Raw genomic sequence first — 26,864 nt, forward strand, 5'->3', positions numbered from 1 at the left:
GAGGGTTTAGCCGAATACCGTTGAGGTGGGCAGTAGTGGGCGCGTTTAGGGCCATGTATATATTAACAGTAGCATGTCTGGCCATAGGCTTTCTGGCGCCGGGCTCCTCTGCGAGGCTTGAAGGACGGTGGGCGCTACAGGCGGGCGACGCCATCACTGGCGAGGATTTTAGCGTACAGCATCCCGTGGCAGAGATCTATCATCAGCAATCATCGAGCTTGAGTGGCCTGGAGCATTATGATGCGTCTTTCTCAAGCGGCATTCCCTTCGGGCCTGTGAGCATCGCCCTCCCCTCCATACAAGAGGAGAATGCGCTCTCCCTTAATTCATCCAGCTCGGGCTTCTTCGCCGCAAACTGGGCTTACATCTCGGACGTGGCCGCGGGCAACGCCGGCGCCGAGCCGCTTGGCATACGCCTCGCGTCCGGCCATCCGCTCAAGTCCAACAGGATGCTAGGCTCGGAGTTCATATGGCCTTACATGATGCCCATCGCAAAGGCGTCCACAGGTAGCTTAATGCTGGACGTGAATAGCCTCGCCAGCCCTGGTATCCTGACAGGCTCTAGCAGCATGCCCGAGTATGGCAGCCTCAGCGCCAGCCTGAATAACGCGGGGAAGCTGAGGCCAGGGTGGGGCGAAAGGAGGCCCAGGGTCAGTCCAGGGGCCACAAAGGAGGAGATCAAGAACATGACAACGCTACAGCGCGTCTATAGGAACGCCTTCATCGGGAGCACCATGCACAAGGCGTACGAAGGCCCTACCCAGTACCCCGAGTGGATCGACCCATACGATAATGGTAAAGGGGTCTTTAACCAGATTGACATGAATAAGATCTTGCAGAATGCCTTGAAGAAGACCAGGCCTGGGGAGCGTATAGCCCCCGTATTTTGGGACCTGTGAGAGCATATGGCGATAAGGCTGTCGAGAGGAAGGGCATTGAAAATAGCCGCCTTAGCTTTGCTTATCCCGATAGCTGCGCTCGCTATCCTGTCAACAGAGGCTTTCGCCAGGACTGAGGCCCGCTACCTGATGAGGGTAGGGGACGATGCCATTTTTGGCAACGACCTCTATAATTCCAGGAGCATACAGACCCTGTTCCACCAGCAAACGCTGGATACAAGCGATGTGGAGTCTTATGACGCATCCTTCTCGGGCGCGCTGCCGTTCGGCCAGGTCAGCCTGGCATTGCCCTCGATAAGCGAAGAGAGCAGCCAGGAAATGTCGGCGTCGAGCGTCGGGTTCTTCCAGGCAAACTATAACTACCGGCCCGAGACCGTCCTGGGTAATGTGCCCCTGTCTCCGGATTACCCGGAGGCTGTGCAGCAGGCGATACGGCCGGCCTCAATGCTCGGATGGTCGCAGCTCTATCCCGAGCAGTACGGGGCTATCGCAATCCGTAATAAGCTAAAGGAGATGAATAAGTCAACGCCTAAAGCGTCCACGGCAGGCGCCAATGCTAAGGCCGCATACTCCATGGATTTATTCAAGCCAAAAAACGCGAGCAGCGGCCCACAGGATGAGCCGGTCATATATCCATGGTACTTCGATATGATAGATAAGACGCAGACGGTGTTCCCGAACCCTGGCTACGGCTCATGCTCGACAAACGGGGCGGGTAGCGTTGGAGCGGCCCGCATGACGACGAATAATAAGGCTGCAGGCAATCAGTCGAAAAGCGCTAGCAATAGCTTGAAACCTATAAATACAACCTCGTCAGGCCTGACATATGCAGATTTTAGCTTCGACGCGACCACGGAGCAGATAAACAACATGTCCATAGTTGAGCGGATGTGGCGTAACTCCCACAGGGGAGGCATGATGGGAAAAGCCTATGCCGGCGACACGTCTGCCCCACTCTGGATAGACCCATATGAGAGGCCATACGTCATGCCAAGGATTGACGAGCATTATTATTGCATGCAGAGCGCCCTTAACATGACTCAGCCTGGAACTCAGATAATGCCAAGGTTCTGGACGTTGATGTTTTAAAAAAGTCACTTCTCGCCGCGAAGAGTCTTGCCCCTCTCGATCAGCTCTTTGACCTTCTGGCCACCCCTGTGGCCGATGTCCTCATAAAAGCTGCCCCCGTATCGTTCCTTGGTCGTCTCTCCGCCGATCTTGCCGCCCTTGCGGCCTATCTCCTCGTAGAATTCTTCGCCGTATCTCTCTTTCGTCTTTTCACCGCCCTTATGGCCCGCTTCTCTGACCGTCATCGCGCCTTTCTCTCTTTCCGCCATTTCCACACCTCAAACCAATGCTCTTTTATCGATTTTATTGATACACAATGATATTATGAGCGCAGGAAATTGAAATTTACTAACGGATTACGCAAGATTGCGCTTGTAAAAAAGAGTAATCACATTTTTAGCTCGATGAGGTCTGGAGAGAAACCATAGCTTACTAGGAGCTTCTTTACCTCTTCCCTGTGGTCGCCCTGGAGCTCGATGCGGCCGTCCTTGATGGTGCCTCCGCAGGCGAACTTTGTCTTCAGCTTCTGGGAAAGCTCTTTAATATTGACGTTTTTTGTATCGATGCCCTCGATAATGGTCGTAATCTTCTTAAAACGCCTCGTATTCGTATACACGCGTATCTTCTGCGTCTCCTTTGCCAGGTCCTCGCAAATACAAAGATCTTTTGGCAATCCACACTTGTTGCAAACTTCCATATTTTGTTCTCTACATTAATCATTTATAAACTGGTATAAATATTTTAGGTATGTGTGCGCATACAATTTTATAAAAACCTGTAGCCACATTTTCTGGATATCTCGTCGCCATAGTCCTCTTCTGGGTATCGCCTGCAGATATCCGGCTTATTTTCATGGATGGCGCAGGAGTAGGTGCCATCCTTGTTATCCACTAGATGCTTGCAGGGGTTGCTGATCTGTAGCTCGACATCCCTGCCCTTGAAATCCTTGACGTGGGCCTTAACCCCTACGTGGGCTTCCAGCCACCTCATATACTCCGTAAACTCGTAGTCTGTGACGCCGCCGACGTGCAGGTCTATGCAGAAATCCCTGCAGCAGTTGCCGCATCGCTTGCAGCTTCCGGTTCGCTTCCCGCTCATTCCCGCTTCCTCTTATCTTCCCTTGAGTATACCTTCCTTATCAGGTTGAGCCATCGCCGCCCATCCTCCAGCTTCGCCTTATTTGCCTCTTCCTTGACGGATGGCTTTGGCAATGGGGCGGCGTAGAGCGTGTCCAGCGCCCTGTCGAGCCCCAGGGCGGCCTCGAATAGCTCTTTCGCTTCAGCCTTCGTAAGCTCTTCCCTCGATATGCGCGTCACTATTTCTCTCCGCCTTTTTCTCACCAGCGCTATGACGCGGTCGACTTCCGTCACCTCTGAGGGCGTCAGCCTTCCCCTTTTTTTCGACACCTCAAAGGTGAATGCCCTGAGCTTTATGCGCTCGCCATCAACCTCCACCTCTGCGGGTATGGTGGCGCCTGCGAACGCAAACTCCTTGTCCAGCTTTATGAGCATGTTTTCGCGCTCGACCTTTGATATCATTTCTTCGTCGCTCACCAGTGATACCATCTCAATACGGCTCCTCATAGCCTTCATCCGCCAGAGACGACACGGAGGACTTCTATTCGTGAGCCTTCGATGGCCGAGTCAAACGCCACGGGGGTGCCATCCCTAAAGACTACAACGGTTTCGGGGTTCACCTTTAAAAATGAGAGGAGGTCAAAGTAAGTGGAGCCGTCCGGCAGCTCTACCTCCCTATCACTTACCCCACCCGTAAAAACCTTGACGCTAACCTTCAAGCTTCACACCTCTTCTTTCAAGGAGGTCTCCTCCTCGAATTCCTCGCTAAGCCCTTCCACGTTGGCCAGGCCGGCCACGTTCTTGTCGAGGAGCTTTCGCTCTTTCTCGAGCTCCTTCTTGGCGCCTTTTCGCTCGATGTTCCGCTTTCTGAACTTGTTAGGCATCAATATCACTATCATAATATTGTCCGACACAAGGTATAAATACTCGCGGCATATAAATTGGGAGCGCGTCTGGCACGCTGCGCTAAAGCGTGGCCAATTTTTAATGCCGAGGTACTCTAACGGTAAGGGACTGGTCTCGAAAACCAGCGGCCGCAAGGCCTTAGGAGTTCAAGTCTCCTCCTCGGCGCCTCCTTTATAAAGTCCCGCCCTTAGCTTAAATTGCCTATTTTAACATAGATTACGTTATTTTAATCATGAACCCATCCGATAGCTTACATCGTTTTTACTCCGGGTTCGTAGACAAGTACGATTTATTCGCATCATGGGAAGAGCGCAAGAGAAGGGAGGGACGGTTTTTCAGGCAGATACTACAATCGAACGGCGTTGAGAGTGTGATAGACTGTTTCTGCGGAACTGGATTCCACGTGGCAATGCTCTCAGAGATGGGCTACCATGTTGACGGCATAGACATATCGCCACACATGATCAGGAAGGCGAAGGAGAATCTAAAGGATATGGGGCTAGATGATAGGGTTCGAGTGGGAGACGTCAAGGAGCTAGTAGCTGGCGAAAAATATGATTGCGCCCTCTCCATGGGCAACTCGCTACCGCACGAGTTCGGCGATGAGAACGTTTTAAAGGCATTAGAAGGCATGTACGGCGCACTAAAATATGGCGGAATCGTCATCATTCACATGGAGAACTTCGACAGGCTCTACGAGGACAAAGAACGGTTTATACCTTCGGTATACAGGCGCACCGGGGACGGCACGGAGGCGTTCATCTTCGCAATCGATTACTATGAGGACAGGGTGGTCTTCAACATTCTCTCACTAATAGAGAGAGGCGGCAAGCCCGGCTTCGAGGTGGACGTGGTCGAATACAACCCCATCAACGTCGAAAGCCTCAAAAGACTATTAAAAGAGGCCGGGTTCTCAGGCCTGGCATTATACGAGGATTTCATGATGAGGCCCCTGGGCAGGGACGGCACTTACGACCTCATAGTGGTAGCCAGAAAGCGTCAAGTAAGCGATAAAAGAAAACAATTATATTTTCTGGAGGATGCTAAAGGATAGGTATCATGAAGAGCTCTCTAAAGGACATTGAATCGATCATATTCTCATGGATAAGGGGTGAGCTATTGGAGGCGCTCAAGAATGCGGAGGAAGCGAAGCGATTCTTGAAAAACGTGCCGAAAGGCCTGGCCAGGAAGCAGGCTGGAAGCGCTTTGTGAATACGTGGTGGCCAGGAATAGATAGACTATGTGTGGCATAGCCGGGTTTGTGGGCGTTAACGCGCGCCTCAAGACTTGTGAGATGGTTCGGTCGCTGCGGCACAGGGGGCCTGACGGCGAAGGAGTGTGGTGTCATGGCAGCGTGTGCATAGGCCACACCCATCTCAAGGTAACAGGAGACGTTGGGCAGCCCGTCATATCAAATAACCATGCCGTCTCATATAATGGCGAGATCTACAATTTCGGCGAGTTCTTGCCGGGCGCCTCTGACACGCCTGCTCTTTTAAATGTCATTTTAAAGGATGGCGTGGGCAGCTTCTTGAAGGCTGCTCCAGCAATTGATGGCGAGTACTCGTTCGCATACTATGATGGCTCTAGCTTATTGCTGGCGAGGGACCCAGTTGGCATCAAGCCATTATATTATGGAGTGAGCGATGATGGCTTCGGCTTCGCCTCCGAGAGGAAGGCTCTCCTTAAGGTGGGGGTCACCGACGTTAAGGCGCTAACGCCGGGCCATGTATACTATAATGGCGTGGAGCGTTATGCGATTGGGCTGCCATCGCGTGATGTAGTCATTAAAGATGAAAAGGAGGCAGTGGAGGCGCTTGACGGGGCCCTGGCAATGGCGGTGAGGCTCAGGCGCCATGAAAACGCGGCCGTCGCCTTCTCGGGCGGCGTAGACTGCTCCATCATAGGCGCGATGTCCGGGCTCCCGCTATGCACGGTCGGCATGAAGGGGTCATATGATATCAAAGCGGCGAGGAAGGCCGCCTCATTGATGGGCGCCGAAAGGAGGCACGTCGTGTACGAGTTCGACGAAAAAGACGTGGAGGAGGCGCTGCCAGGGGTCGTCTATGCGGTCGAGAGCGCCGATCCCATGAAAGTCTCCATCGCCCTACCCCTGTACATTCTGGCCAGGGAGGCCCGGCGTGACGGCTACAGGGTACTGCTCTCAGGCCAGGGGGCGGACGAGCTTTTCGGAGGCTACGCCCGCCATGAGGCCGCCGCCAGGGAGGGCGGGCTGGGCGAAGCCCTCCAGCGCGACCTGGAGCACATAGCGGAGGTGAACCTGGAAAGGGACGACGCCGCGACAATGGCTCACGGCGTGGAGCTAAGGGTGCCCTACCTCGACCTAAAAGTAATAAGCCTAGCCCAGAGAATCGACCCATCACTCAAAGTATATTTTGACGGCAAGGATTATATACGCAAATATGTTCTTAGAAAAATGTCCGAGAAGTACCTACCTCGAGAGATATCATACGCGCCAAAGAAAGCCATACAGTACGGCACAAGCGCTCAAAAAGCGCTCGAACGGCTGGCGCGCAAAAGAAACTCTAAGATAAGCGAACATCTAAAATCACTATACGAGGAGCATTTTAAATGGCCATTAGCGTGAAAGACGTCAAGCACATAGCAAGCCTCGCCTGCATAGACCTCGATGAGGCCCAGGAGGAGCGCTTCGCAAGGCAGTTCAACTCGATACTGGAATACTTCAAAGAGCTCGATGGCCTGAATACCGAGGGCGTCGAGCCGACGTACCACGTCATTGGCCTGAATAACGTTTTCAGGGAAGACGTCGTAGAGCCATCGTTGCCGCAGGAAGAGGCGCTGCGGAACGCGCCGAAGAAGGAGAAGGGTTATTTCAAGGGGCCCAGGATAGTGTGAGCCATGCCCGGGCAATACGAGGAGTCGCTTCATAAGACGTTCGACCGGATCAAGCGAAGCAGGCTGAACGCCTATATCACGCTTAACGTGGAGGACGCTATAAAGACTGCGAAGGCCGTGGATGAGGGCAGAGTTACGGGCAGGCTGGCCGGCGTGCCCGTCGCCGTAAAGGACTGCATCACGACGAAGGGATTATTGACCACCTGTGGCTCGAAGATACTGTCGGGCTACGTTCCGCCCTTTGACGCAGAGGTGGTGGCCCGCCTCAAGAGGGAGGGTGCTGTCATAGTGGGCAAGACCAACATGGACGAGTTCGCCATGGGCACCTCCACCGAGTCGAGCTATTATGGGCCTACCAGGAACCCGTGGGACCTGTCGAGGGTGCCCGGAGGCTCGTCTGGCGGCAGCGGCGCGGCCGTGGCAGGCCTCGAGTGCAGGATGGCCCTCGGCACCGACACAGGAGGCTCGGTGAGATGCCCAGCCTCGTTCTGTGGCATCGTGGGGATAAAGCCCACGTACGGGCTGGTATCCAGGTATGGCGTGGTCGCCTATGCGAACTCTCTCGAGCAGGTGGGGCCGATGGCGAGGAATGTGAGCGACGCGGCGCTGCTCCTGGACGTCATAGCCGGCCATGACCCGAAGGACTCCACCTCGGTCGACACCGCCGATAAAGTAAGCTACGTTAATTATCTTATCGATGACGTGAAGGGCCTTAAGATAGGAGTCCCTAAAGAGTACTTCGGCGAGGGCACGGATAAGAGGGTCGAGAACGCCGTATGGAGCGCGATAATGAGGCTAAACAAGCTCGGCGCCGACTACAGGGAGGTCTCGCTGCCCCACACAAAGTATGCGCTCGCAGCATACTACATAATAGCGATGTGCGAGGCGTCCTCCAACCTGGCGCGTTTTGACGGCCTCCGCTACGGCCTGCGCACCGGAAAGGATGAGAACTGGCACACCACATTCTCGCGTATCAGGGCGGAGGGCTTCGGGGAGGAGGTCAAGCGCCGCATCATGCTGGGCACTTATGCGCTATCGGAGGGCTACTACGGCAAGTACTACCTTAAAGCGCTAAAGGTCCGCACGCTCATCAAGCAGGACTTCGATAAGGCTTTCAAGGATGTCGACATCCTTGCGGCGCCTACCATGCCGTTCCCCGCCTTCAGGATAGGCGAGCACGTGGACGACCCATTATCGATGTACATGGCGGACGTGAACACGGTGCCGGTAAACCTGGCCGGGGTCCCGTCCATATCGGTGCCGTGCGGCTTCGCGGGCAATCTCCCCATTGGCATCCAGTTCATAGGGGGCCTGTTCGATGAGCCTAAGCTGATAAGGACGGCCTACACGTTCGAGCTTAACACCGATTTCCAGAAGCTGCCGGAGGGGTTTTAGATGTCAGATGTCATCATAGGCCTGGAGGTCCACTGCCAGCTTAACAAGCTTAACAGTAAATTGTTCTGCGGCTGCTCCACCAGGCAGCAGGGGTTGGAGCCAAACGTCATGACCTGCCCGGTGTGCCTGGGCTTGCCCGGAGCGCTGCCAGTTATAAACAAAAAGGCCGTGGAATATGCCATCATGGTGGGCCTGGCGCTTAACTGTAAGATTGCGGAGCACACGCAGTTCTATAGGAAGAACTACTATTACCCGGACCTGCCAAGAGGGTTTCAGATAACCCAGTATGATTATCCTATAGCTTTTGATGGCGTATTGACGGTGGACACGGACGGCGAGGAGCGGCCAATAAGGATCCGGAGGGTTCACATGGAAGAGGACCCGGGCAGGCTGGTCCACCAGGGGTCCATCGAGACCAGCAAGTTCGTGCTGGTGGACTATAACAGGAGCGGCATGCCGCTCCTGGAGGTCGTGACGGAGCCCGACCTGCGCTCGCCGAAAGAGGCGCGACGCTTTATAAACAAGCTCCGCAACATCCTGGAGTACCTGGACGTGTTCGACGGCTCCCTGGAGGGGGCGTTGAGGGTGGACGCGAACGTATCCTTAAAGGGGGGCGCGAGAGTGGAGATAAAGAACATATCATCCTATAAAGGCGTGGAGCGTGCCCTTTTGTTCGAGATATCGAGGCAGCAGAACATGAGGCGGCGTGGCATCCGGGTAGTACAGGAGACGAGGCACTACGATGACGAGCGCAATTGTACTATCACGTTGAGGACTAAGGAGCAGGCTGAAGAGTACCGGTATTACCCGGAGCCTGACCTGGTCCCACTGGCGGTGAAAAGCTGGGAATCCGAGCTAAAGGGTAGGCTGCCGGAGCTTCCGGACGCGAAGCGGGAGCGCTTCAAGAGGCAGTATGGCATCTCCGATAGCCATGCGAAAGTGCTTACTGCGGAGATACGGGTTGCGAACTACTACGAGCGGGTGGCCGAAAGATGCGACCCGAGGATGGCCGCGACGTGGGTGGCCGACTACCTCAAGGGCGAGCTGAACTATAGGGACCGGGATATTAGGGACGCCTTCCCGCCGGAGAAGATGGTGTACATACTGGAGCAGCTTAGCAATGGCACCATCACAGACAAGGGGGCGGTCGAGGTCATCAGGGCATTGCTGGATGAAGGAGGCGACCCGAAAGATATTATACTTGCGAGGAACCTTGCTAAGGTCGAGACAGACATAACCAGGGCCGCCGTGGCGGAAGTCCTTAAAGAAAACCAGGCCGCCATAATGGACTACAAGGCTGGCAAGGCCCAGGCTTTCAATTACCTGGTAGGCATGGTAATGAAGAAGACCGGAGGGCGGGCGGACCCGGCCGAGGTAAACCTGTTGTTGAGGGAGTCGCTCGAATGCACCTGATAGTGACGGAGAAGAACATCACAGCCCGTAAGATAGCCCAGATTTTGCTTAAAAAAGTAAAGGAGAAGAAGGTTGACGGCGTGAGCGTCTACGAGGACGGCGACACGGCTGTGATAGGCCTGTCGGGCCACATCGTTAATATTGATTTTCCCGCCGAGTATAATAACTGGCAGAACGTTTCCCCGCGGGAGCTGATTTGGGCGAAGGCGGAGACGCGGTACACGCAGAAGAAGATAGTCTCGGCCCTCAAGAAGCTTGCTAAAGAGGCGTCGAGGGTCACCATAGCGACCGACTTCGACCGGGAGGGAGAGCTGATAGGCGTTGAGGCGTATAATATAATTAAGGATGCTAATCCTTCCGTGATATTTGATAGGGCACGCTATAGTGCCATCACTAAGCCTGAGATAGAGCACGCCTTTGCAAATACCGTGCCCCTAGATTTTAATTTAGCGGCGGCTGGCGAGGCCAGGCAGAAGATAGACCTGGTCTGGGGCGCCGCCCTGACGAGGTTTATATCGTTAACCTGCGGCCGCCTGGGCAACAGCTTCTTATCGGTGGGCAGGGTGCAGACGCCGCTTTTGGCGCTTATCGTGGACCGCGAGAAGGACATAAAGTCCTTCGTCCCGACGCCTTACTGGGAGCTTTACGCGACGTTCTCGGATGGCGAGGAGTTTACTGCGGGGCACGCGGGTAACCGCTTCGCCGAGAAGGCAAAAGCTGAAGCGATCCTCGCCCGGCTTGGCAGGATAGGCAAGGTTGTCGAGTTCAAGAAAGAGCCGAGGCCTGAGTATCCTCCGATACCGTTCTCGACCACAGAGTTCATCAGGGCGGCGGCGGGCATAGGCTTCAGCGCGGCCAACGCCATGCGTATCGCGGAAAACCTGTACGTTAACGGCTGGATATCGTATCCGCGTACGGATAACACGGTGTACCCGTCGAGCCTGAACTTGAAGGAGGCCGTGAGCCAGTTTATAGGCGGGGAGTTCGACAAGTACGCCCAAAAGCTGCTAGAGCAGGGAGAGTTCAAGCCGAGCAGGGGCAAAAAGGAGACCACCGACCACCCGCCAATATACCCGGTGGCGAACGCCAGCAAGTCAGACCTGAAAGCAGACGAGTGGCGGATATACGAACTGGTAGTGAGCCGGTTCTTTGCGACATTGGCACCGCCCGCTGAGTGGGAGGTCAGGAGCGCCTGCATAGACGTTGACGGGGAAAAGTTCAAGGCGGGCGGCTCCCTGCTTGTAGCTCCAGGCTGGAGGCTGTACTACCCTTATGGCATGCCGAAAGAGGAGATGCTGCCAGAGCTAAAAGTCGGCGAGGAGCTAAAGGTCAAAGATGTCAGGATCGACGAAAAGCTCACTAAGCCGCCGGTCCGCTATGGCCAGGGTAAGCTGGTGAAGATGATGGAGGACCTGGGCCTGGGGACCAAGTCAACGAGGCATGAGGCCATCCAGAAGCTGTACGCGAGGAACTACGTCCACGGCAACCCCCCGGTTCCCACGAATACCGCATTCGCAGTGGTGGGGGCGCTGGAAAAATACGCCGATCCTATAACTAAGCCCGACATGACCAGCCGCCTGGAGGCGGACATGGACGACATCGCGGAGGGCAAGATAAAGGAGGAAGACGTGGTAAAGGAGTCTCAGGGGATGCTGGAGGCAATCTTCGATAAGCTGGACAAGAACCAGAACGAGATTCGCAGCGTTCTATATGATGGCCTGCGTGAGGATAAGCTTATTGGCAAGTGCCCGAATTGCGGAAAGGACCTTCTAGTGAGGAAGAGCAAGAAGGGAGGACGGTTCATAGGCTGCGATGGATACCCTGATTGCAGCTTTATTTTGCCGCTCCCCAGGGCCGGGACGGTAGTCGTGACCGATAAGGCGTGCGATAAGCACGGTCTCGCCAGGATTAGGATAGTAAACGGGGGCTCGAAGCCCTGGGACCTCGGCTGCCCACAGTGTAACTATGAAGAATGGCAGAAGAAGAATGCAGAAGACAAGGTTACCCCGATAAATAAGGCATCAGAGCCGGCCAGGAAGCCGGCACGTAAGGCTAAAGCGGCAAGTGGTAAGGCCGGAAAACATGAGGGCGCTCCAGTGATAAAAAACTAGAAAAGGCAAAGTTTATTTCTTAACACGGCAATTGAGTATTCACCGGAGCATTAGCTATAGCCGGATTAAGGTTGCGAGCATGGAGATGAAAGAGAAGGTCGCCGAGGTCAGGCAGTGCCCTAGGCACGGATACTTCAGAGGGACGCAATGCAAGTGCGGAAATACAGGCAGGTTTGTACTATCGGGCTTCAAGGCCGAAAAGCTTGGCCGTATAATATCTGGAGCGTTAAGGCACTTTCCTGGCGAGTTAGGTCTAAGCCTTGACGAGCATGGATGGGCCGACGTAAAAGACCTGGAAAAGGCGATAGTGGCGAAATACCCCTGGGTAAGAGGCTATCATATAGAAGCCATGCTCGATACGGATGAGAAAGGAAGGTATGAGAGGAAGGGCGATAAGGTCAGGGCAAGGTATGGGCACTCGATTGAGGTAGACCTCGACTACCCGGAGGCAAATTTTGACACCCTATATTATGGAACGAGCGAGGAGGAGGCAGACCGCCTGCTCGAGATAGGCTTAAAGCCGGTAAACCAGCGCTATGTGCACCTGAGCAAGTCAATAGAAGAAGCCGTGAAGGTCGCGTGCATACGCACCGAGCACCCCGTTATAATATCGGTTGATGCGAGGAAGGCCGCGGAGAGCGGAGTAAGGATCATAGACGCAGGGCCAGTTTGCCTGTCTACCACGATACCTCCGGCGTGCCTTAAGATTGAATGACGTAAACCCCGTTTTTTCTTATGGTGAACTTTTTTCCGGTCATCTGCTCTGCTATCGCGATGCTGGAGCGGGTATGGTCGGTGATATGGCTCGTCGATATCATGGATTGGCCGTCCGAGAGGGCCATGTAGATGATGAGCTGATCGGCCAGGTGGGAGTCCACCGCTGCGCCCGAGCTTAGCTCTTCAGCGAGGAATGAGGCCGCCTCAACGCCCACCTTTTCTGCAGGCTTGCCCCTCTCGCCCAGGGCGCTGCCGCCCATCATGCCTCTAAACAGTGTAATGCTCGAGCCGGTGGATGCGTCGCTACGTACGTCGAGCACTACGTCATCGGCCTCGAAGCCGTGCTCTATCAGGTAGGCTTTAGCCGCCCTCGCCTGTCTCTCTGCTACATGCGGTGGAAGCCTTGAAGAGGACGATACGCCCTTCACAGGGCCGTCCATGGGCTTCGTCGTTTCGACTCCCATGAGCATGGCTGGCTTAGTATAGACTCTCACCCTGCCTCCGCCAGCCGGATAATATCCCCTGCTTATCAATGACGCCTCGACGTGAAAGCCGAACCTTCCTATGGCTGGCAGCGTTACGTTCTTAAAGTAATCGTAGGTGGGGGACCAGCTAACGTCGGTGCCGCCTGTTATGTCCACTGTCATGGGGCCGGGGGCAAAGGCAGCTACTGGCAAGATGCTCTGTAAGGCCAGGGTAATGCTACCCGCCGTGCCCATGTTAATCCTATATTCGCCCGACTTTATTGGGCCAGGAGTAAAGACGACCTCTGTCGAGCCAGGATACAGCCCTTCAACGCTTGCGTCCACCATGTTTCTCAACGCCTCGATAGACTTTAGGTGTTGTATGCCGAGTCCCGGTTTTGGGCGGTTCTTGCGTATGTTGACCACCCGGATGCTCTCTCCCAAAATTGCTGAAAACGCGATGGCCATGCGCAATATCTGGCCGCCTCCCTCGCCGACTGAGCCGTCTATCGTCATGGGCATAAAAAAACAATTAGGATGATTAAAAGATTAACTTTTTCTTGCTGTGTTGACTGATGATGTTATAACACTAAATGAAAGTAGAGTATATGAGCACAATAATAAAATTTTCAACACAGCATAGCTGCTAAAATATATATGCCATATCGGGAATATGGTCTCATTGTGCCTTCAAAGAATATAGCCAGGCTCCTAAACAACGAGTCCAACCTCCGCATACTCGAAAAGCTCAAGGAAAAGCCGTATTACCCGAGAGAGCTCGCTGCAGAGATGAAAGTGAGCGAGCCATTCGTGGTGAGAAGGCTGAAGGCGATGGAAGAATGCGGCATCGTGGAGGGCGTATGGGAAGCCGAGGGAAACAGGCGCGTCAGGCGGTATTACACCAAAGATGTTAATATAAGGCTTGGCAGGGGTGGCCTTGAAGTCACGACGGAAGACGTGCCTCTAAAAAGGCAGATAAACGTTAAAAACGAGCTACTAGGGACCGCCATCAGGCTGCCACTAGTAATCCTACTACTCATCGGCGTTTTCATGGACATCGGCCTCATCATAGCCGCCCTTTGCCTTTATTTTATATGGAATGCGGCCATAGGCTATGCGTTCTACAGGAAATTCAATCTAAAAACGCCGCTGTTTTCTCTAGCCATAAACCTCTTTATAGCGCTATTGCTGGCAGCGATGCTGGCACCGGATGTCGTGGCAGGCATGCCGCAGGAGATCGTGGCGATAGCTATGGCGATTGGGGCCATTTTCGTTTTACTGGCCCTCCTCTACCGGTCACGGTTTTACCAGCTCGAGGTAGACGCACTCTTCGATAGCATGGAAGAGCTCATGGAAGAGCTAAAGAATGCACCGGCACACGTCAGGGCGTTCTACCTGCCCTCGGCCATCAGGTGGAAGGCCAACGAATACTTCGGGCTGATATAGCCTTAAGTCTAAAAGGCCATTAATCGAAATGTATATCTACATTCAACATGTATGAACGTATATTCATATGTTCACTCGACAAAGAATCAGGAAGGTTAGCACGCTGAAGGACGACTGCGAGGCCTGCATCATTCATGAAGAGGCGGTAGACAGGGCGAAAGCGAAAGCAAAAGAGCTAGACGACACCACCATAATAAGGCTATCGGAGATATTCAAAATAATGGGAGACCCCACCCGGCTTAAGATCATCCACGCGCTATCCTCTGGAGAGATGTGCGTCTGCGACATCGCCGCCGCCCTGGGGATGGAGCACTCGGCCATATCGCACCAGCTCAGGCTTTTAAGGAACACGCGCCTCGCCAAGTATAGAAAGCAGGGCAAAGAGGCCGTATATTCTCTGGACGATGAGCACGTCCTCAAGCTCTTCAGCGAGGGGCTGGAGCATGCCAGGCACGGCTGACAAAGAGTGATACGATGGAACACGAAAAAGGTACATGCGGCTGTGACTCATGCCGCGACGGCGATACGGTGGCGGAAGCGCAGGTCTGCCGCATCGAGCCGGAGGGACAGGGGCCGCCCAGGAAAACGGATTTTAAGATCGACAACCTGGATTGCATGGACTGCGCACAAAAGCTGGAACAGCGCATCGCGAAGCAGCCGGGCGTAATATCCGCACGGCTCAACTTCGGCACCTCGACGATAAACATAGAGCACACGGGACCGACATCCGCTCTCCTGGACATAATCGAGCAGTCGGGATACCACGTATCGGCCGAGAATTTCAAGATAACCGAGTTCGAAGTGAAAGAGCTGGATTGTATCGATTGCGCTAATAAGTTCGAGAAGGCCATCCAGATGGCGCCCGGCGTCATCCGGGCCACCCTTAATTTCTCCATAGGCAAGCTCACGGTGGAGCACACATGCCCCGTAGAAGAGATAATAGATGCCGCTCACGATATTGGCTATACGATTACCGTTGCTGGCGTTACGAAAAAAGAATCGTTCGTAACCCGCTATAGGCCGATGATAGTCACAGTGGTATCCGGCCTTTTTACCATAGCCGGATTCATATCGGGCTTCTTGAGCGCGCCCTCATACGTCCCTATCGCTTTATACTTTATGGCCATCGCCATTGGAGGATACCATGTGGCGAAGAGCGCCCTGTACTCGTTAAAGACGCTGACGGCGGACATGAACCTGCTGATGGCCATCGCGGTCATCGGCGCAATGGCCATAGGCCAGTGGGAAGAGGGGGCGACCGTCGTCGTATTATTCGCGCTCGGGAACGCGCTGCAATCCTTTACGCTCGATAAGACGAGGGACTCTATAAAAGAGCTTATCACACTATCGCCGAAGGAGGCCACCGTGCTCAGGAATGGCAAGGGGGTAAAGCTAAACACCGGGCTCATCAACGTGGGCGACGTAATAGTCGTGAAGCCAGGCGAAAAGATACCCATGGACGGCGTGGTCATCGAGGGGTCATCTTACGTGAACCAGGCGCCGATCACGGGCGAGCCCATCCCCGTTGAAAAGATGCAGGGCAGCGAAGTCTATGCCGGAACCATTAATGGGAACGGCGCCCTGGAAATAAAAGTGACAAAGCTGGCAAAGGATAATACCCTGAGCAAGATCATCCATATGGTGGAAGAGGCGCAGGTTCATAGGGCCCCAACGCAGGTGTTCCTGGATAGGTTCACGAAGTATTATACGCCCGCCGTGATAGCCCTGGCGGCGGGGGTGGCCATCATACCCACACTGATGGGCCAGCCGCTCTATCCATGGCTTTACCGTGGCCTGGTACTGCTGGTCATATCATGCCCCTGCGCATTGGTCATATCCACTCCTGTCTCCATAGTGGCGGCGATCGGCAGCGCGTCTCGTAACGGGGTGCTCATCAAAGGCGGCAACTACCTTGAGGAGATAGGCAGGGCGAGGGCCATAGCGTTCGACAAGACAGGTACGCTGACGAAAGGCCAGCCCATCGTATCTGACGTCATCACCTTCGATTCCTATGACAGGGACGAGATCATCGGCATCGCTGCCTCGCTTGAGTCTAAGTCTGGCCATCCTCTCGCTCAGGCCATACTCAGGGCACACCATAATAGGCCCACCATGCCGGTCACTAATTTCGAGTCCATAACGGGTAAAGGCATTAAAGGCTCCATAGGCGGTAAGGAGTACAGCCTGGGCAACATCAAGATGTACGAGTCGGTCGGGGAGGACGTGCTAAAAACTGTAAACCAGCTACAGGAAGCCGGCAAGACGCCGGTCATCCTGGGCGAGGGCAACAAGGCGATGGCCGTCATCGCCATCTCTGACGAGATCAGGCCTGAGAGCAGGCAACTGGTGTCCGATCTGCATAAGGCAGGGCTTAAAGAGGTCATAATGCTCACCGGGGATAACAGGCGGATGGCTAAAGCAATAGCGAGCGACATCGGCCTGGACGGCTATTTTGCCGATTTGCTGCCTGAGGAAAAGGCGAACATCGTGAGAGGCATAAGGAAGGCCCACGGTAACGTCATCATGGTCGGCGACGGAGTAAATGACGCCCCGGCCCTGGTCGCGTCTAACGTGGGCATCGCTATGGGCGCCACCGGCTCGGACACGGCCCTGGAGAACGCCGACATTGCGCTAATGGCCAATGACCTCTCTAAGGTAGACTATACCATAAGGCTGGGGCGGCGGACGCTTAAAATAATAAAGGAGAACGTGGGCTTTGCCATCGCCATCAAGGCTCTCTTCATCGGCCTCGCCATCCTGGGCGTGGCGAACCTGTGGATGGCCGTGTTCGCGGACATGGGCGCCTCGCTCATAGTGATATTGAATGGCATGAGGCTCCTCCATGCCCATGCTGGATGATGGGCTTAAAAAAAGAAAAAAATAAAGATAAAAAAAATTCAAAGCCCGGCCCTTTCGAGTATCGTGTTGGCGACCTGTCCCGCCGTCTTGAACGGGAAATCGCCGGGCTTGAGCAGCTTACACGCCTCACCAGCGGTCATTTTAACTCCTTCGGCCTTACATGTCGTGTTGGCCCCATCCGGAAATGCGTTCAGTAGCTCCTCAGGCGTCTTTATCGGGAATTTGGCGTTCGCAAGCGCGCCTGTTATTTGTTTAAACAATTCGGTCCTTACTGTCATTGAATCTTCCTCCTTCTTTTATACGGGCCCGGGATCAGCCCGGCTATTATCCTATAGCACGGTAATAAATATATACTTAATTGTCATCAAAATATACAAAGTATATTTTGATGACCTTAAAAGTTATAACGCTCAAAAACTTTATATGCTAGCCGTGGCAAAATGAATTTGAATGATGAATAAATGCAAACATGCCAGCCAGGAATTCCAGGACATTAAAAAGAAGCTCTCGGAAATCCAAAACGACCTGAAGCGTTTCATGGAGCAATCCAATAGGCAGCAGCTCGAATTGATTTTGGCCAGCTCGCGGAAAGACTTCTCCACTGCCATTGTCAGCCACATGATCGAAGACGTGGAGGATGGCCTCGACACTCATATGGTCAGGCGATGCGACATGCGTGAAACGTGCAGGGCAAAATTCAGCGAATTTTTAAAAAATAGCGCAGGACTTCTTCAGCAGGATAAGGTCGGCGACGAGACGATCGCAAAAAATAAGTCAGAGCTGGACGCATTAAGGGCTACTGCCCCGTATAAAAAATGCGATATCTGCTTTTCCGAGGTAGCGGCTCTCCAGGAAAAACAGATTAACCTGATGAAGGCCCTACAAATATATAAATCAACTGAGGCCAAGGCCCCGAACATATCGTCTATTCCCGAAGAGAGTATAGTAGACGGCATCCTGGATCCGGTATCCAATAAGACGAGGCTCCAGATCCTGAAAGCCTTATACTATGAGCCAAAGACCTTCTCGGCTTTATCCGAGCTTACCGGGCTCAGGGCGGGTAACCTCCTCTTTCACCTCCAGAAGCTGCTCAATAGTGGTATGGTTATCCAGCGCCATGAAGGCGGAGACTACATGATCACAGATAAAGGATACAAAGTATTGACCATGATCACTTATTACGTGAATACCCTCCAATAATATTATCATCTTTTTCATCCTTCAGGCCATTTGAGTTAATATGAGGATGTCAAAAATAGCGGGATTATCCGTGCTAATAGCGGTTTTAATGCTTTACGCTATCCTGGAGGCCTCGCAGGGCCAGACTCCGGCACAGGTGACGATAAAAAATTTCGCCTTTGAGCCCGGAACGGTTACGATTACCAGGGGCAGCACGGTAACATGGGCCAATCAGGACACGACAACGCACACGGTAAAGTTCGGCGATGAAGAATCTAAGCCCCTCGGTAAAGGACAAACGTACTCCAAGGCATTTGATACTCCAGGTACTTTCGACTATGCTTGCGGCCTGCATCCTTCCATGAAGGGCAAAGTAATAGTAAAATGATTCGAGGCACAGGATAATTTACCTTAGATTAGCGTCGATAGTGCCAGTATCGCATGTATTATCCCTATGGCCAGGGTCAAGGCGGCGAGCCGCTTATGAGTTTGTATTGACCTGGCCTTGCCCTTAGCCAGCAAATAGCCATATAAAGCCGTCATTATTAACGATAAAAGCGTTAGCAGCCCTAACCATGCGAATAACGGTTGAAAAACTATGTTTGTTATAGCTATATCTCGAAGAGTGGTAATATCGTACATAGGCTAAATGCTCCATCAGAAAAGCTTTTTGTACTCTCCGTATCCCTCTTTCTCCAGGTCTTCCTTTGGGACGAATCGGAGGGCGGCCGAGTTTATGCAATAATGCTTGCCGGTCGGCCCGGGGCCGTCGTCGAATACGTGGCCGAGGTGTGAGTCCGCATGCTTACTCCTCGCTTCCGTCCTCAACATGCCGTGGCTCTTATCAACTTTTTCCACAATATTCCCCTCCTCAAGAGGCCTGGTGAAGCTGGGCCACCCGCATCCCGAGTCAAACTTATCCTTCGAGCTGAAAAGAGGCTCGCCCGATACGATGTCCACGTATATCCCTTCCCTGTGCTCACCCCAGAACTCGTTTTGGAAGGGCGGCTCGGTGGCGTTTTCCTGGGTGACCTCATACTGCATGGGCATGAGCTTTTTCTTGAGGTCATCCCTGGAAGGCTTAGAAAATCGGGCCATCTTGGCCCTTATCGGACATATGCTAGGCTTGTTCTTCCAGAATCGCTCTATGAACGGGGCCCTGCCCGAAGCATATTTATAGCTTTCATACCGGCTCGCCTCCTTCTCTGAATAGCCTTGATGGTACTCTTCGGCCGGGTAAAATTTCCTGGCTTTCAAGACCTGCGTCGCTATCGGCCCAACGCCACATTCCTTCAGCCTTTCCCTGGATTCTTCCGCCATCCGCCTCTGCTCTTCGTTAAGATAAAATATGGCGGTCCTGTACTGGGACCCCCTGTCCGAGAACTGTCCTTCGGCATCGGTAGGGTCTATCTGCCGCCAAAAAACGTCAAGAAGCTCTCCATATGAGACGATTGAAGGGTCATACGTGACCTCGACGGCCTCGTAGTGCCCGGTCTTGCCCGTCGACACCTCCTCATACGTCGGGTTTTCCTTCTGTCCACCCGTATAGCCGGAAATCACTCTTATGACTCCCGGCACATTTTTAAATGCCGCCTCAATGCACCAGAAACAGCCGCCAGCGAATATCGCCTTCTCATCTTTCATCATTTTAAAGTAATTGCATTTAATATATAAACGATGCCGCTGTTGAAGACGCCCATCCTCACACGCCTATGACGCGGCCGATGCCCTTACTCTTACCTTCCCTGAAAATGAACTTCTGGCCAGGCACCACCGCGTAGGGCCTGAACTTAAAACGTATCCGCGCTTTCCCGCGCTCGCCCGCCATCATATAGCGCTTTTCCAGTCCCACGATCTTGACCGCCTCACAGATGGTCTCCATGTGAATGACCGGCTCATAGCCGACGCCAATGCGGGTAGGATGATTCAAAATGGCGATCTCTGCATCGAACTCCTGCACCGCCACGGGCTCCCGCTTAGACAGTATCATGCCGCGGGAAATATCCGAAGCCTTCATGCCTTTAATGGCTATGCCCACGATGTCGCCGGCTATGGCCTTGTTCACGCGGTAATGATGCATCTCGATGGACTGCACCCTTACCTTTTTGAATGAGCCATCAGCCATCGGCCCTAAATATAAGGGGTCGTTTTGCATGACGATACCCTGCTTTATGGTGCCACTCACGACCACTCCCACGCTTTCCACCTGGTAGATGCGGTCTATGTACATCTCGAAGGGCTCCTTGCTCTGCAAATTCCTCTTAGGCAGCCTGAACATGAGGCGCTCGAGGATATCATAGCCCTCCCTGGTCACCGATGAAGTATGGATGATCGGCACGACTACGCCTTCAGGCACTTTACTGACTATGGTTTCCACGTCCTCAATCGACTTCACACGGTAAGGGACCTTGCCGACTAGCCTCAGGGTTGTGTGGATGCTCGCCTCAGTGTTTTTTATTTGTTTTGGCGTGGCCAGGTCGATCTTGGTCATCGCGATTATAACCGGCAGGTCCATCGCCAGCAGAATCCCCAGGTGCTCGCGGGTAATGTGAGTGACGCCGTCATTCGCGGCCACCACGAGCAGCCCGTAGTCGAGCTTCTGCCCGACAATGCCCCTTATGGTGGTTCGCAGCCAGGGCTCATGGCCGACCGTGTCCACAAAGGATATGATCTTATCGGATTCCGCCACGACGCTGGCGCTCTCTCGCTTGTTCAGGGGATTCTTAAGGTGAATGATATCCTTTCCCTTGATGCCATATACGGCATAGGAAAGGTCGGCCGACAGCCCCCTTGCTATCTCGTGTGGCAAAACGTCAAGGTATATCCTCGTCTTTCCCGCTCCGTCATCTTTCGTCCCCGTCACGAGCGCGCCCACGAGCGTGCTCTTGCCATGATCCACATGGCCCGCGGTCCCGATTAAAAGATGCTCACCCGACTTCACGTTATTCTCAATAGATACAAGCCCTACGAGCCCTCCATCCACCCTGTACTCCTCGACCGCCGTGACGTCTGCGTCTATCTTCATCGCTATGTTCTTTAAGACTAGCACTGTCTCGTCAAACTCTTCCCTGGATAGCCCCTTCATGCTCCCCGCGTCAGTGACGCCTATAACATAAAGGGCCTTGCCATTGCCCGCGAGGATGCGGTGCCTCATCTGGCAGGAGAGGTTCTCCATGCGCCTTGAATTAAGATGGGTCTCCTCGTTCAGGAATTCCTTGAACTCGATGTTTGAGGTCTCTCCCGCCGATACCAGGGACTCGAGCTCGAGCTTGTTCATCGTGCGTATCATTAACTTTTAGGGTGTTATAATCTTTGTGTATTTTTACTGCTTGATATGGGATGCTAATATCGCAATACCTATTATTGCTGCCAGGATGGTTAGTCCTGGCGATGGTATTGGGGTTGGCGTGGCCATCGGGCTTGCCATGGGTGACGATGATGGCGATGGGGTCGGCGATGTGGCGTCCACCGGCGAAAAAGGCGGTATATGGACGTTAGCAGTCTTCGTGCCCAGCCCCTCTCCCATGTAAAAGATAGTATACCATTTATTGCCATAATGGTCCGCCTCCAGGTAGTACCATTGCCCTGCGGGCACGTGCGAGAAAGTGTACATTCCAGGAGCGGCTAGAGCCGGGTCAAAGTTGACATACTGGGGATTGTCGGGCATTGGCACCATGCCGCCCTTCGTCTCATTAACCTTATCATAATAGTATAGCGTCACCGTCGTATTGCCTATAAAGCTTAAGTTAGCCTGCTGCTGTGCGGCGCAGGGCAGCGTTTCCATTGCAAAAAAACACGATAATACTAATGGTAGGAGCATTAGCCAATTGTTTTTCTGTAGCATATGGCCCTCCATTTATAATAGCGCTGAGGGAGAGATTCGAACTCCCGTCCCCCTTTCGGGAGACCAGCTCTCAAGGCTGGCGCCGTGGTCCGCTTGGCTACCTCAGCATCTCTAAAAGGCAGATTAAACTCGCTCTCCATCAATATAAACCTTGTCTTACTGAAATCTTTATTACCTAAAACCATAAGACAAAGGGTATTATGGCGACTCGATTCATCGTGGGATGCGGGACAGTCACGCGAGACGAGAAAGGCAGGTTCCTGCTGGTAAGGCAGATGGGCGGCTACTGGAAAGGCCAATGGATATTCCCTGGCGGCAAGCTCGAGCTAGGAGAGACGCTGGAACAGTGCGCCAGGCGCGAGTTCAAAGAAGAGACGGGCTGCGACATCAATATAAAAAGGCAGATAGGCGCCTATACGTCCTATGATCCTCATACGGAGCTCGAAAAGCAGGTCGTCCTAATATATTTCCTGGGCAACGGCCTCATAGGCAACCCGTCAGCCGGAGAGGGCGTCACCGACACGGGCTGGTTCACGCTCGCAGAGATAGAGACAATGGCCAAAAATGGGCAAACACCCGAGCTCATATTAAAAGTAGCAAAAGCCGCCATAAAATAAAAAAAGTGTTGCGGTAAAGTATGCCCCTCAGGCCCGCTATAAATAAAATTACTTCTTCTTGCCTTCCTTCTTGGGCACCTTGAACAGCGACTTGTCATTCCTGTCGAGCTTCACGTACTTAAGCTGGGCGGTGCCGACCTTCTCGACGTTCGCCTTATATATCTTGCCCTTATTGGCTTTTGCCGCGTTCTGGATCCAGGCAGGGGCGTTCTTCGGCACGGGCACGAGCTCCCTCTTTCCGATGAAATAGTGTAGCTTCTTGGTGCCCTTCTCCCTTAGCACGATGTTGGTTATGCCGCGATTTGCCACTTTAAGCGCTGCATCCCTGGGCTGTGCGCCGGTGTAGGTGCCGATCTCTTCGCCTTTCTCGTTAATCAATCCAAAGTTTCTCTTTTCCCTGCCTTCTTTAGCTACCATATTTTAATCACTCCATATTTCTACAAGTATAATTTTGTTAAATGAATGATTTATTGCCTTATAAACCTTTTGGTCTTTACCGATTTTTTTATCAGGATTAGCTTAGAATTTTTGCTATTTTACATTATTTTTTAGCCTTATAACCAATTGACGCTTAAATTAATTGCTCTGATCGGTAAAAATTATCTAATCAGCAGGGAGACTAAAATGGCGAAGCCATGAAGCGCTGAGGCAGATGAAGGCGTCAAAATCTAGAATCGCCCTCAAAAAATCGAAATGTTTATATATGCACACGCCACTTTATATAAAAATATCTTATTTTAGGACGATGGGGTCGGGGGGTGGAGAATCCCCTTGAAAATGGTGGGAGGATGCCACTCATCTTCTCATTTGATTGCGAAAAAGGCCCATCCATCGTAAATATCGTCTTTGCTCTGGTTATCGATGACCTCGCCCTTAATGCCCATTGACTTGAAAACGCCAGCCACGAAGCCCATCTCTTCCCTGGTGTTTACCGTCAGGAGCAAAAAACCATCATCCTTCAGGGCTTTTACCGACTCTTCGAAGACCATGCGCCAAATGCCCTTGTTGAACTCGTATATGGTGCCGAGCATGAAACCCAGGACCGCGTCGTACTTCTCATGGACGTAATCGGTAAGCCGCATGGCGTCGATGACCATCACGTCCGCCGGCTCCAGCGTGCCATGGTAAACGCCGTTGCACACCTCGCACTTATCATTATCGATGGATAGGACGCCCTTGAAAAGCGGCTTGATCGCTGTGGTGGACATGCCGTTACCGCAGCAAATCTCCAGCGCCTCCATCTCTCCAAGCTTTAGCCCGTGTTCCCCTGCCAGCCTTTCAAGCAGCGACCTGAGGCGCTTATTCCTCCCTTCATTATAGGCAAACGACCTGGGCTCCTTCTCCTTATCGCACTCGCACAGCGCCCCTTCGGCCAGGCTCAACGCTAAATATTCTCTAATCGCTCTTTTAAACTCTAAAGAGGCAACCCTTTTCTTTTTTACAGAGGCAACGATGCCACCATCCAAAACGTGATTCACCAGGCGCTCCGTCTGCTGCCTGGCAGCCCTCGCCGACGGGTATGGTATGACAAACCAAAAATCGCCCCCCTCATACTTATTCTTGAAGGCTACCCCTATAGAGCTCCCCTCTTTATCAAAAATACGGACAGCGGAATCGATCGACTTATCCGGCAGCATGCCCAGCTTATCCAGGTAATCCAGGGTCTTCAGGTCCACCTCAAGCCCCTCGAAGCTACTCTCGATAAGGTATGCGTCTTCCCTAAAGCCCAGCATCTTTTGCAGGAGCATACGCGATAGATTTGCGCCAACCATTTTATACATTGCCCCCCGGCCCGGCCGCAAGCTGCCATATTTTTATATATTGTAAAATAAACATTAAGATTGGCATGGCCAAAGCTCAAGGACAGCGGCGAAAGGTCACAAAGGTCAGCATCTCCCTGTCGAGCGAAGTGCTCGACTGGGTCTTAAGGGAAAAGGGCGACCTGAAGGTCTCGACCTTCATTAACATGACGCTGAGAGATGCGATGGAGCGCAAAGCCAGGCCGTCCTGCAACCTATGCGAAGAGTTGGCCGCCCTGAGGCGCAGGCTCAAGAGGCTCGAGGAAGATGTGCACGAGCTTCGCCAGGTTCGAAGCCTGGCCGCGGGAAAGCTCGGAAAGGAGGAGCACATCTCCATCCTGTCGACGAGGCCGAAGGACGTCTTCGGAGAGCTTATACACGTAAAGAACGTGTCGGCAAAGAACGCCGAGGCGGTCTATGAGGAGCTCGTGCAATTCATGCAGGGCCGGGAATACATCGACAGGGATGTCGTGCTTAAAGAGCTATTCCCGAAGACCCGCTCGAGCATAACGAATAACATAAACTACTGGTATAACGCCTGCCGCGGCGTGCTCGACCATCTTGTCGAGGAGGGCTTCGTGGTGCGCATCGGCAAGAATAAGTATAAGTGGGTCGCGGAAAGGAGACCATAGTCAGCAGTCATGCGGAGAGATGATTATACGGATAGCGGCGATGGGTGACCTCCATTTTGGAGTAGGGTCCATAAAGACATTTGCCCCCATGTTTAAGGCCGTTAGTGACGAGGCCGACGTCCTAGTATTGTGCGGCGACCTGACTACGAAAGGCCTGCTTGAAGAGGCGAGGGAACTTGCGGAGGCCATGGAAAGCGTTAAGATACCCATGGTCAGCGTGCTGGGGAATCATGACCATGAGGCCAACAACCAGGAAGAGATAATGGACATCCTCGAAGAGGCGGGGGTGAAGGTGCTCGAGCGCGGCGCGTTCATCATGGAGGGGCATTCGGTAGGCTTCTGCGGCACTAAAGGGTTTTGTGGGGGATTCACGCCTGCGAGGATAGCGCCGTTTGGAGAGCGTATACTGAAGATGTTCATCAACGAGACCTACAAGGAGGCAAATAAGGTCAACCGGGCGTTAAAAAATATGAGGGCTAGCTTCAAGGTCGTCGTTTACCATTACGCCCCCATTAGGGAGACGTGCATGGGTGAGCATTGCGAGATCATACCTTTCCTCGGCTCCTCTATACTATCGGACCCGGTCGACACGTTCAAGCCTAACCTCGTGCTGCATGGCCACTCGCACCATGGCAAAGAAAAAGGCTACACGGCTGCGGGCGTGCCTGTCAGGAACGTGTCGCTGCCAATACATGGCGGCCGCCATGTCGTCTATGATATGGCCTCCTTCATCCCATCCGCTCCACAAGCCTTGAAACAACCCTCTGCGGCACAGGGATCACGTGGTCCCAGTCCGTCCTGACGAACAGTAGGAATGATAGGACGCGCTCCGTGAAATTTTTCGCGAGGCCCAGAAAGTAGTCCCAGTCGAAGGCCTGGTACGTATTAGAGAGGACGGCTATGGCGTCATACCAGTCGTCTCGCAGGCAGCGCATGGCGAGCACCTTCCTGAATACCAGGTCCTCGGGCGACATGATGAACATCCTGCACCCCGCCACGTTCATGTATCGGCCATGCTTAAACGTCTCATCCGTCACTATGACGCCGCCGACGTTCTCAAGGATGAAGTCTATCGGTATCCCCTGCTTATATGCTTTAGATAGCCACTTTACGCCGATCATGGGGTTGACCTCGAAGCCCGCTTTACCCAGGGTTTCGAGGGCGCGAGCTGAATCCTCCGGCTTCACGTAGAGATCAAGGTCTTTTGTGGCTCTTATCCTGCCATATGCGGCCACGGCTATCCCTCCCCCTATTACGTACGGCACGCCCGCCTTCTGCAGGGTGTCCAACGCTTCCTTATAGACCGCTATGTCTCTTCTCATGTTTGCCGATATGCTGAGCGTGGCTTTTACGCTTTTGGCTTTAAAGTACGGGACGACATGCTGTAATTAATATAAGTCGGGCAGATAGCTGGCGATAGAAAACGATGGTCAGGTAGATGGTTTTTTTATTTACAACCACGTCAAGAACAAAATTAAAAAATCTTTTATTCAGCGCTTCGAAACTTAATAATAATCAATCATTAACAATCGCAACCTTTATTTGTAATGATTGATAATTAA

The 26,864-nt window shown here is 53.1% G+C and carries 33 protein-coding genes and 2 tRNA genes; 19 read left to right on the plus strand and 16 right to left on the minus strand.

Going from position 1 to position 26,864, the window contains the following annotated elements:
* The first annotated feature begins 35 nt into the window (after positions 1–35).
* Both MTC_RS10955 and MTC_RS10960 read left to right on the plus strand, forming a co-directional pair.
* Positions 36–899: a hypothetical protein gene (locus tag MTC_RS10955; RefSeq protein WP_014406761.1), complete on the plus strand. Its 864-nt coding sequence runs from the start codon at positions 36–38 to the stop codon at positions 897–899.
* 6 nt (positions 900–905) lie between these two features.
* Complete coding sequence (locus tag MTC_RS10960; RefSeq protein ID WP_014406762.1) at positions 906–1,988, plus strand: hypothetical protein; 1,083 nt, start codon at positions 906–908, stop codon at positions 1,986–1,988.
* 5 nt (positions 1,989–1,993) lie between these two features.
* Here the strand turns inward: MTC_RS10960 and MTC_RS10965 are convergent, their stop codons facing one another.
* From MTC_RS10965 to MTC_RS13395, 6 genes are all read right to left on the minus strand, one after another.
* On the minus strand, positions 1,994–2,236 hold the full coding sequence (locus MTC_RS10965; RefSeq protein WP_014406763.1) for a hypothetical protein: 243 nt from the start codon (positions 2,234–2,236) through the stop codon (positions 1,994–1,996).
* Between the two features lie 119 nt (positions 2,237–2,355).
* A complete protein-coding gene (yciH, locus tag MTC_RS10970; RefSeq protein WP_014406764.1) occupies positions 2,356–2,664 on the minus strand; it encodes a stress response translation initiation inhibitor YciH in 309 nt (102 codons plus the stop codon).
* A gap of 68 nt (positions 2,665–2,732) precedes the next feature.
* Positions 2,733–3,065: a YkgJ family cysteine cluster protein gene (locus tag MTC_RS10975; RefSeq protein ID WP_014406765.1), complete on the minus strand. Its 333-nt coding sequence runs from the start codon at positions 3,063–3,065 to the stop codon at positions 2,733–2,735.
* On the minus strand, positions 3,062–3,520 hold the full coding sequence (locus tag MTC_RS10980; RefSeq protein ID WP_143767142.1) for a DUF5788 family protein: 459 nt from the start codon (positions 3,518–3,520) through the stop codon (positions 3,062–3,064). The genes MTC_RS10975 and MTC_RS10980 overlap by 4 nt, the downstream gene beginning before the upstream one ends.
* A gap of 35 nt (positions 3,521–3,555) precedes the next feature.
* Positions 3,556–3,762, minus strand: a complete 207-nt coding sequence (locus MTC_RS10985) for a MoaD/ThiS family protein (protein ID WP_014406767.1) — start codon at positions 3,760–3,762, stop codon at positions 3,556–3,558.
* Positions 3,763–3,765: 3 nt separating this feature from the next.
* Positions 3,766–3,942, minus strand: a complete 177-nt coding sequence (locus MTC_RS13395) for a hypothetical protein (RefSeq protein ID WP_014406768.1) — start codon at positions 3,940–3,942, stop codon at positions 3,766–3,768.
* Positions 3,943–4,032: 90 nt separating this feature from the next.
* On the opposite strand from MTC_RS13395, the gene MTC_RS10990 reads away from it, so the two are divergent.
* The 9 genes from MTC_RS10990 to MTC_RS11025 all read left to right on the plus strand — a co-directional run bounded on the left by MTC_RS10990 (position 4,033) and on the right by MTC_RS11025 (position 12,460).
* Positions 4,033–4,114 (plus strand) — tRNA-Ser (locus tag MTC_RS10990).
* A gap of 67 nt (positions 4,115–4,181) precedes the next feature.
* Positions 4,182–5,003: a class I SAM-dependent methyltransferase gene (locus MTC_RS10995; RefSeq protein ID WP_014406769.1), complete on the plus strand. Its 822-nt coding sequence runs from the start codon at positions 4,182–4,184 to the stop codon at positions 5,001–5,003.
* Positions 5,004–5,008: 5 nt separating this feature from the next.
* Positions 5,009–5,161 (plus strand): hypothetical protein, encoded by a 153-nt coding sequence (locus MTC_RS13400; protein WP_014406770.1) that lies wholly within the window; start codon positions 5,009–5,011, stop codon positions 5,159–5,161.
* 49 nt (positions 5,162–5,210) lie between these two features.
* Complete coding sequence (locus MTC_RS11000) at positions 5,211–6,557, plus strand: asparagine synthetase B family protein (RefSeq protein ID WP_237705902.1); 1,347 nt, start codon at positions 5,211–5,213, stop codon at positions 6,555–6,557.
* On the plus strand, positions 6,542–6,826 hold the full coding sequence (gatC, locus tag MTC_RS11005) for an Asp-tRNA(Asn)/Glu-tRNA(Gln) amidotransferase subunit GatC (RefSeq protein WP_014406772.1): 285 nt from the start codon (positions 6,542–6,544) through the stop codon (positions 6,824–6,826). Before MTC_RS11000 ends, gatC begins: the two co-directional genes overlap by 16 nt.
* A gap of 3 nt (positions 6,827–6,829) precedes the next feature.
* Complete coding sequence (gene gatA, locus MTC_RS11010) at positions 6,830–8,221, plus strand: Asp-tRNA(Asn)/Glu-tRNA(Gln) amidotransferase subunit GatA (RefSeq protein ID WP_014406773.1); 1,392 nt, start codon at positions 6,830–6,832, stop codon at positions 8,219–8,221.
* Entirely contained in the window at positions 8,222–9,634 is a 1,413-nt protein-coding gene (gene gatB, locus MTC_RS11015) for an Asp-tRNA(Asn)/Glu-tRNA(Gln) amidotransferase subunit GatB (RefSeq protein ID WP_014406774.1), read from the plus strand.
* Positions 9,625–11,745, plus strand: a complete 2,121-nt coding sequence (locus MTC_RS11020) for a DNA topoisomerase I (protein ID WP_014406775.1) — start codon at positions 9,625–9,627, stop codon at positions 11,743–11,745. The genes gatB and MTC_RS11020 overlap by 10 nt, the downstream gene beginning before the upstream one ends.
* 31 nt (positions 11,746–11,776) lie before the next feature.
* Positions 11,777–12,460: an RNA 2'-phosphotransferase gene (locus MTC_RS11025; protein WP_014406776.1), complete on the plus strand. Its 684-nt coding sequence runs from the start codon at positions 11,777–11,779 to the stop codon at positions 12,458–12,460.
* Here the strand turns inward: MTC_RS11025 and rtcA are convergent.
* The gene (gene rtcA / locus MTC_RS11030; protein ID WP_014406777.1) at positions 12,447–13,448 is read right to left on the minus strand and encodes an RNA 3'-terminal phosphate cyclase; all 1,002 of its coding nucleotides are present in this window, start codon (positions 13,446–13,448) and stop codon (positions 12,447–12,449) included. The two genes, MTC_RS11025 and rtcA, sit on opposite strands and share 14 nt — an antisense overlap.
* A gap of 162 nt (positions 13,449–13,610) precedes the next feature.
* Here rtcA and MTC_RS11035 point away from each other — a divergent pair, with 162 nt between their 5' ends.
* The 3 genes from MTC_RS11035 to MTC_RS11045 all read left to right on the plus strand — a co-directional run bounded on the left by MTC_RS11035 (position 13,611) and on the right by MTC_RS11045 (position 17,231).
* Positions 13,611–14,372: an ArsR/SmtB family transcription factor gene (locus MTC_RS11035; RefSeq protein ID WP_143767143.1), complete on the plus strand. Its 762-nt coding sequence runs from the start codon at positions 13,611–13,613 to the stop codon at positions 14,370–14,372.
* 67 nt (positions 14,373–14,439) lie between these two features.
* Positions 14,440–14,832 (plus strand): ArsR/SmtB family transcription factor, encoded by a 393-nt coding sequence (locus MTC_RS11040; protein ID WP_014406779.1) that lies wholly within the window; start codon positions 14,440–14,442, stop codon positions 14,830–14,832.
* 14 nt (positions 14,833–14,846) lie between these two features.
* Positions 14,847–17,231 carry a heavy metal translocating P-type ATPase gene (locus tag MTC_RS11045; RefSeq protein ID WP_014406780.1) on the plus strand — a complete coding sequence of 795 codons (2,385 nt, stop codon included), beginning with the start codon at positions 14,847–14,849 and terminating at the stop codon, positions 17,229–17,231.
* A gap of 38 nt (positions 17,232–17,269) precedes the next feature.
* On the opposite strand, the gene MTC_RS11050 is transcribed toward MTC_RS11045, so the two are convergent.
* Positions 17,270–17,509: an MTH865 family protein gene (locus tag MTC_RS11050; protein WP_014406781.1), complete on the minus strand. Its 240-nt coding sequence runs from the start codon at positions 17,507–17,509 to the stop codon at positions 17,270–17,272.
* A gap of 172 nt (positions 17,510–17,681) precedes the next feature.
* Between MTC_RS11050 and MTC_RS11055 the strand changes: the two genes are divergently transcribed.
* Positions 17,682–18,431 (plus strand): winged helix-turn-helix domain-containing protein, encoded by a 750-nt coding sequence (locus MTC_RS11055; RefSeq protein ID WP_014406782.1) that lies wholly within the window; start codon positions 17,682–17,684, stop codon positions 18,429–18,431.
* 40 nt (positions 18,432–18,471) lie between these two features.
* Positions 18,472–18,798: a cupredoxin domain-containing protein gene (locus MTC_RS11060; RefSeq protein WP_014406783.1), complete on the plus strand. Its 327-nt coding sequence runs from the start codon at positions 18,472–18,474 to the stop codon at positions 18,796–18,798.
* 23 nt (positions 18,799–18,821) lie between these two features.
* Here the strand turns inward: MTC_RS11060 and MTC_RS13760 are convergent, their stop codons facing one another.
* From MTC_RS13760 to MTC_RS11085, 5 genes are all read right to left on the minus strand, one after another.
* Entirely contained in the window at positions 18,822–18,953 is a 132-nt protein-coding gene (locus MTC_RS13760) for a hypothetical protein (protein ID WP_272941608.1), read from the minus strand.
* A gap of 114 nt (positions 18,954–19,067) precedes the next feature.
* Complete coding sequence (gene msrB, locus MTC_RS13675) at positions 19,068–20,057, minus strand: peptide-methionine (R)-S-oxide reductase MsrB (RefSeq protein ID WP_014406785.1); 990 nt, start codon at positions 20,055–20,057, stop codon at positions 19,068–19,070.
* 55 nt (positions 20,058–20,112) lie between these two features.
* Positions 20,113–21,687, minus strand: a complete 1,575-nt coding sequence (locus tag MTC_RS11075; protein ID WP_048189668.1) for a GTPBP1 family GTP-binding protein — start codon at positions 21,685–21,687, stop codon at positions 20,113–20,115.
* Positions 21,688–21,732: 45 nt separating this feature from the next.
* Positions 21,733–22,194 carry a hypothetical protein gene (locus tag MTC_RS11080; protein WP_014406787.1) on the minus strand — a complete coding sequence of 154 codons (462 nt, stop codon included), beginning with the start codon at positions 22,192–22,194 and terminating at the stop codon, positions 21,733–21,735.
* Positions 22,195–22,275: 81 nt separating this feature from the next.
* A tRNA-Ser gene (locus MTC_RS11085) sits at positions 22,276–22,361 on the minus strand.
* A 93-nt stretch (positions 22,362–22,454) separates the two neighbouring features.
* Between MTC_RS11085 and MTC_RS11090 the strand changes: the two genes are divergently transcribed.
* Complete coding sequence (locus MTC_RS11090) at positions 22,455–22,871, plus strand: NUDIX hydrolase (RefSeq protein WP_014406788.1); 417 nt, start codon at positions 22,455–22,457, stop codon at positions 22,869–22,871.
* Positions 22,872–22,919: 48 nt separating this feature from the next.
* Here MTC_RS11090 and MTC_RS11095 read toward each other — a convergent pair whose 3' ends face one another.
* Both MTC_RS11095 and MTC_RS11100 read right to left on the minus strand, forming a co-directional pair.
* Entirely contained in the window at positions 22,920–23,288 is a 369-nt protein-coding gene (locus tag MTC_RS11095) for a non-histone chromosomal MC1 family protein (RefSeq protein ID WP_014406789.1), read from the minus strand.
* A 386-nt stretch (positions 23,289–23,674) separates the two neighbouring features.
* Positions 23,675–24,619, minus strand: a complete 945-nt coding sequence (locus tag MTC_RS11100; protein WP_048189669.1) for a class I SAM-dependent methyltransferase — start codon at positions 24,617–24,619, stop codon at positions 23,675–23,677.
* A 98-nt stretch (positions 24,620–24,717) separates the two neighbouring features.
* Here MTC_RS11100 and MTC_RS11105 point away from each other — a divergent pair, with 98 nt between their 5' ends.
* Positions 24,718–25,302 carry a hypothetical protein gene (locus MTC_RS11105; RefSeq protein WP_014406791.1) on the plus strand — a complete coding sequence of 195 codons (585 nt, stop codon included), beginning with the start codon at positions 24,718–24,720 and terminating at the stop codon, positions 25,300–25,302.
* A 19-nt stretch (positions 25,303–25,321) separates the two neighbouring features.
* Positions 25,322–26,104: a metallophosphoesterase family protein gene (locus MTC_RS11110; RefSeq protein WP_014406792.1), complete on the plus strand. Its 783-nt coding sequence runs from the start codon at positions 25,322–25,324 to the stop codon at positions 26,102–26,104.
* Here the strand turns inward: MTC_RS11110 and MTC_RS11115 are convergent.
* Complete coding sequence (locus MTC_RS11115) at positions 26,031–26,624, minus strand: nucleotidyltransferase (RefSeq protein WP_014406793.1); 594 nt, start codon at positions 26,622–26,624, stop codon at positions 26,031–26,033. The genes MTC_RS11110 and MTC_RS11115 overlap by 74 nt on opposite strands.
* Between the last annotated feature and the right edge of the window lie 240 nt (positions 26,625–26,864).

Source organism: Methanocella conradii HZ254, from assembly GCF_000251105.1.
Classification (GTDB): Archaea; Halobacteriota; Methanocellia; order Methanocellales; family Methanocellaceae; genus Methanocella; species Methanocella conradii.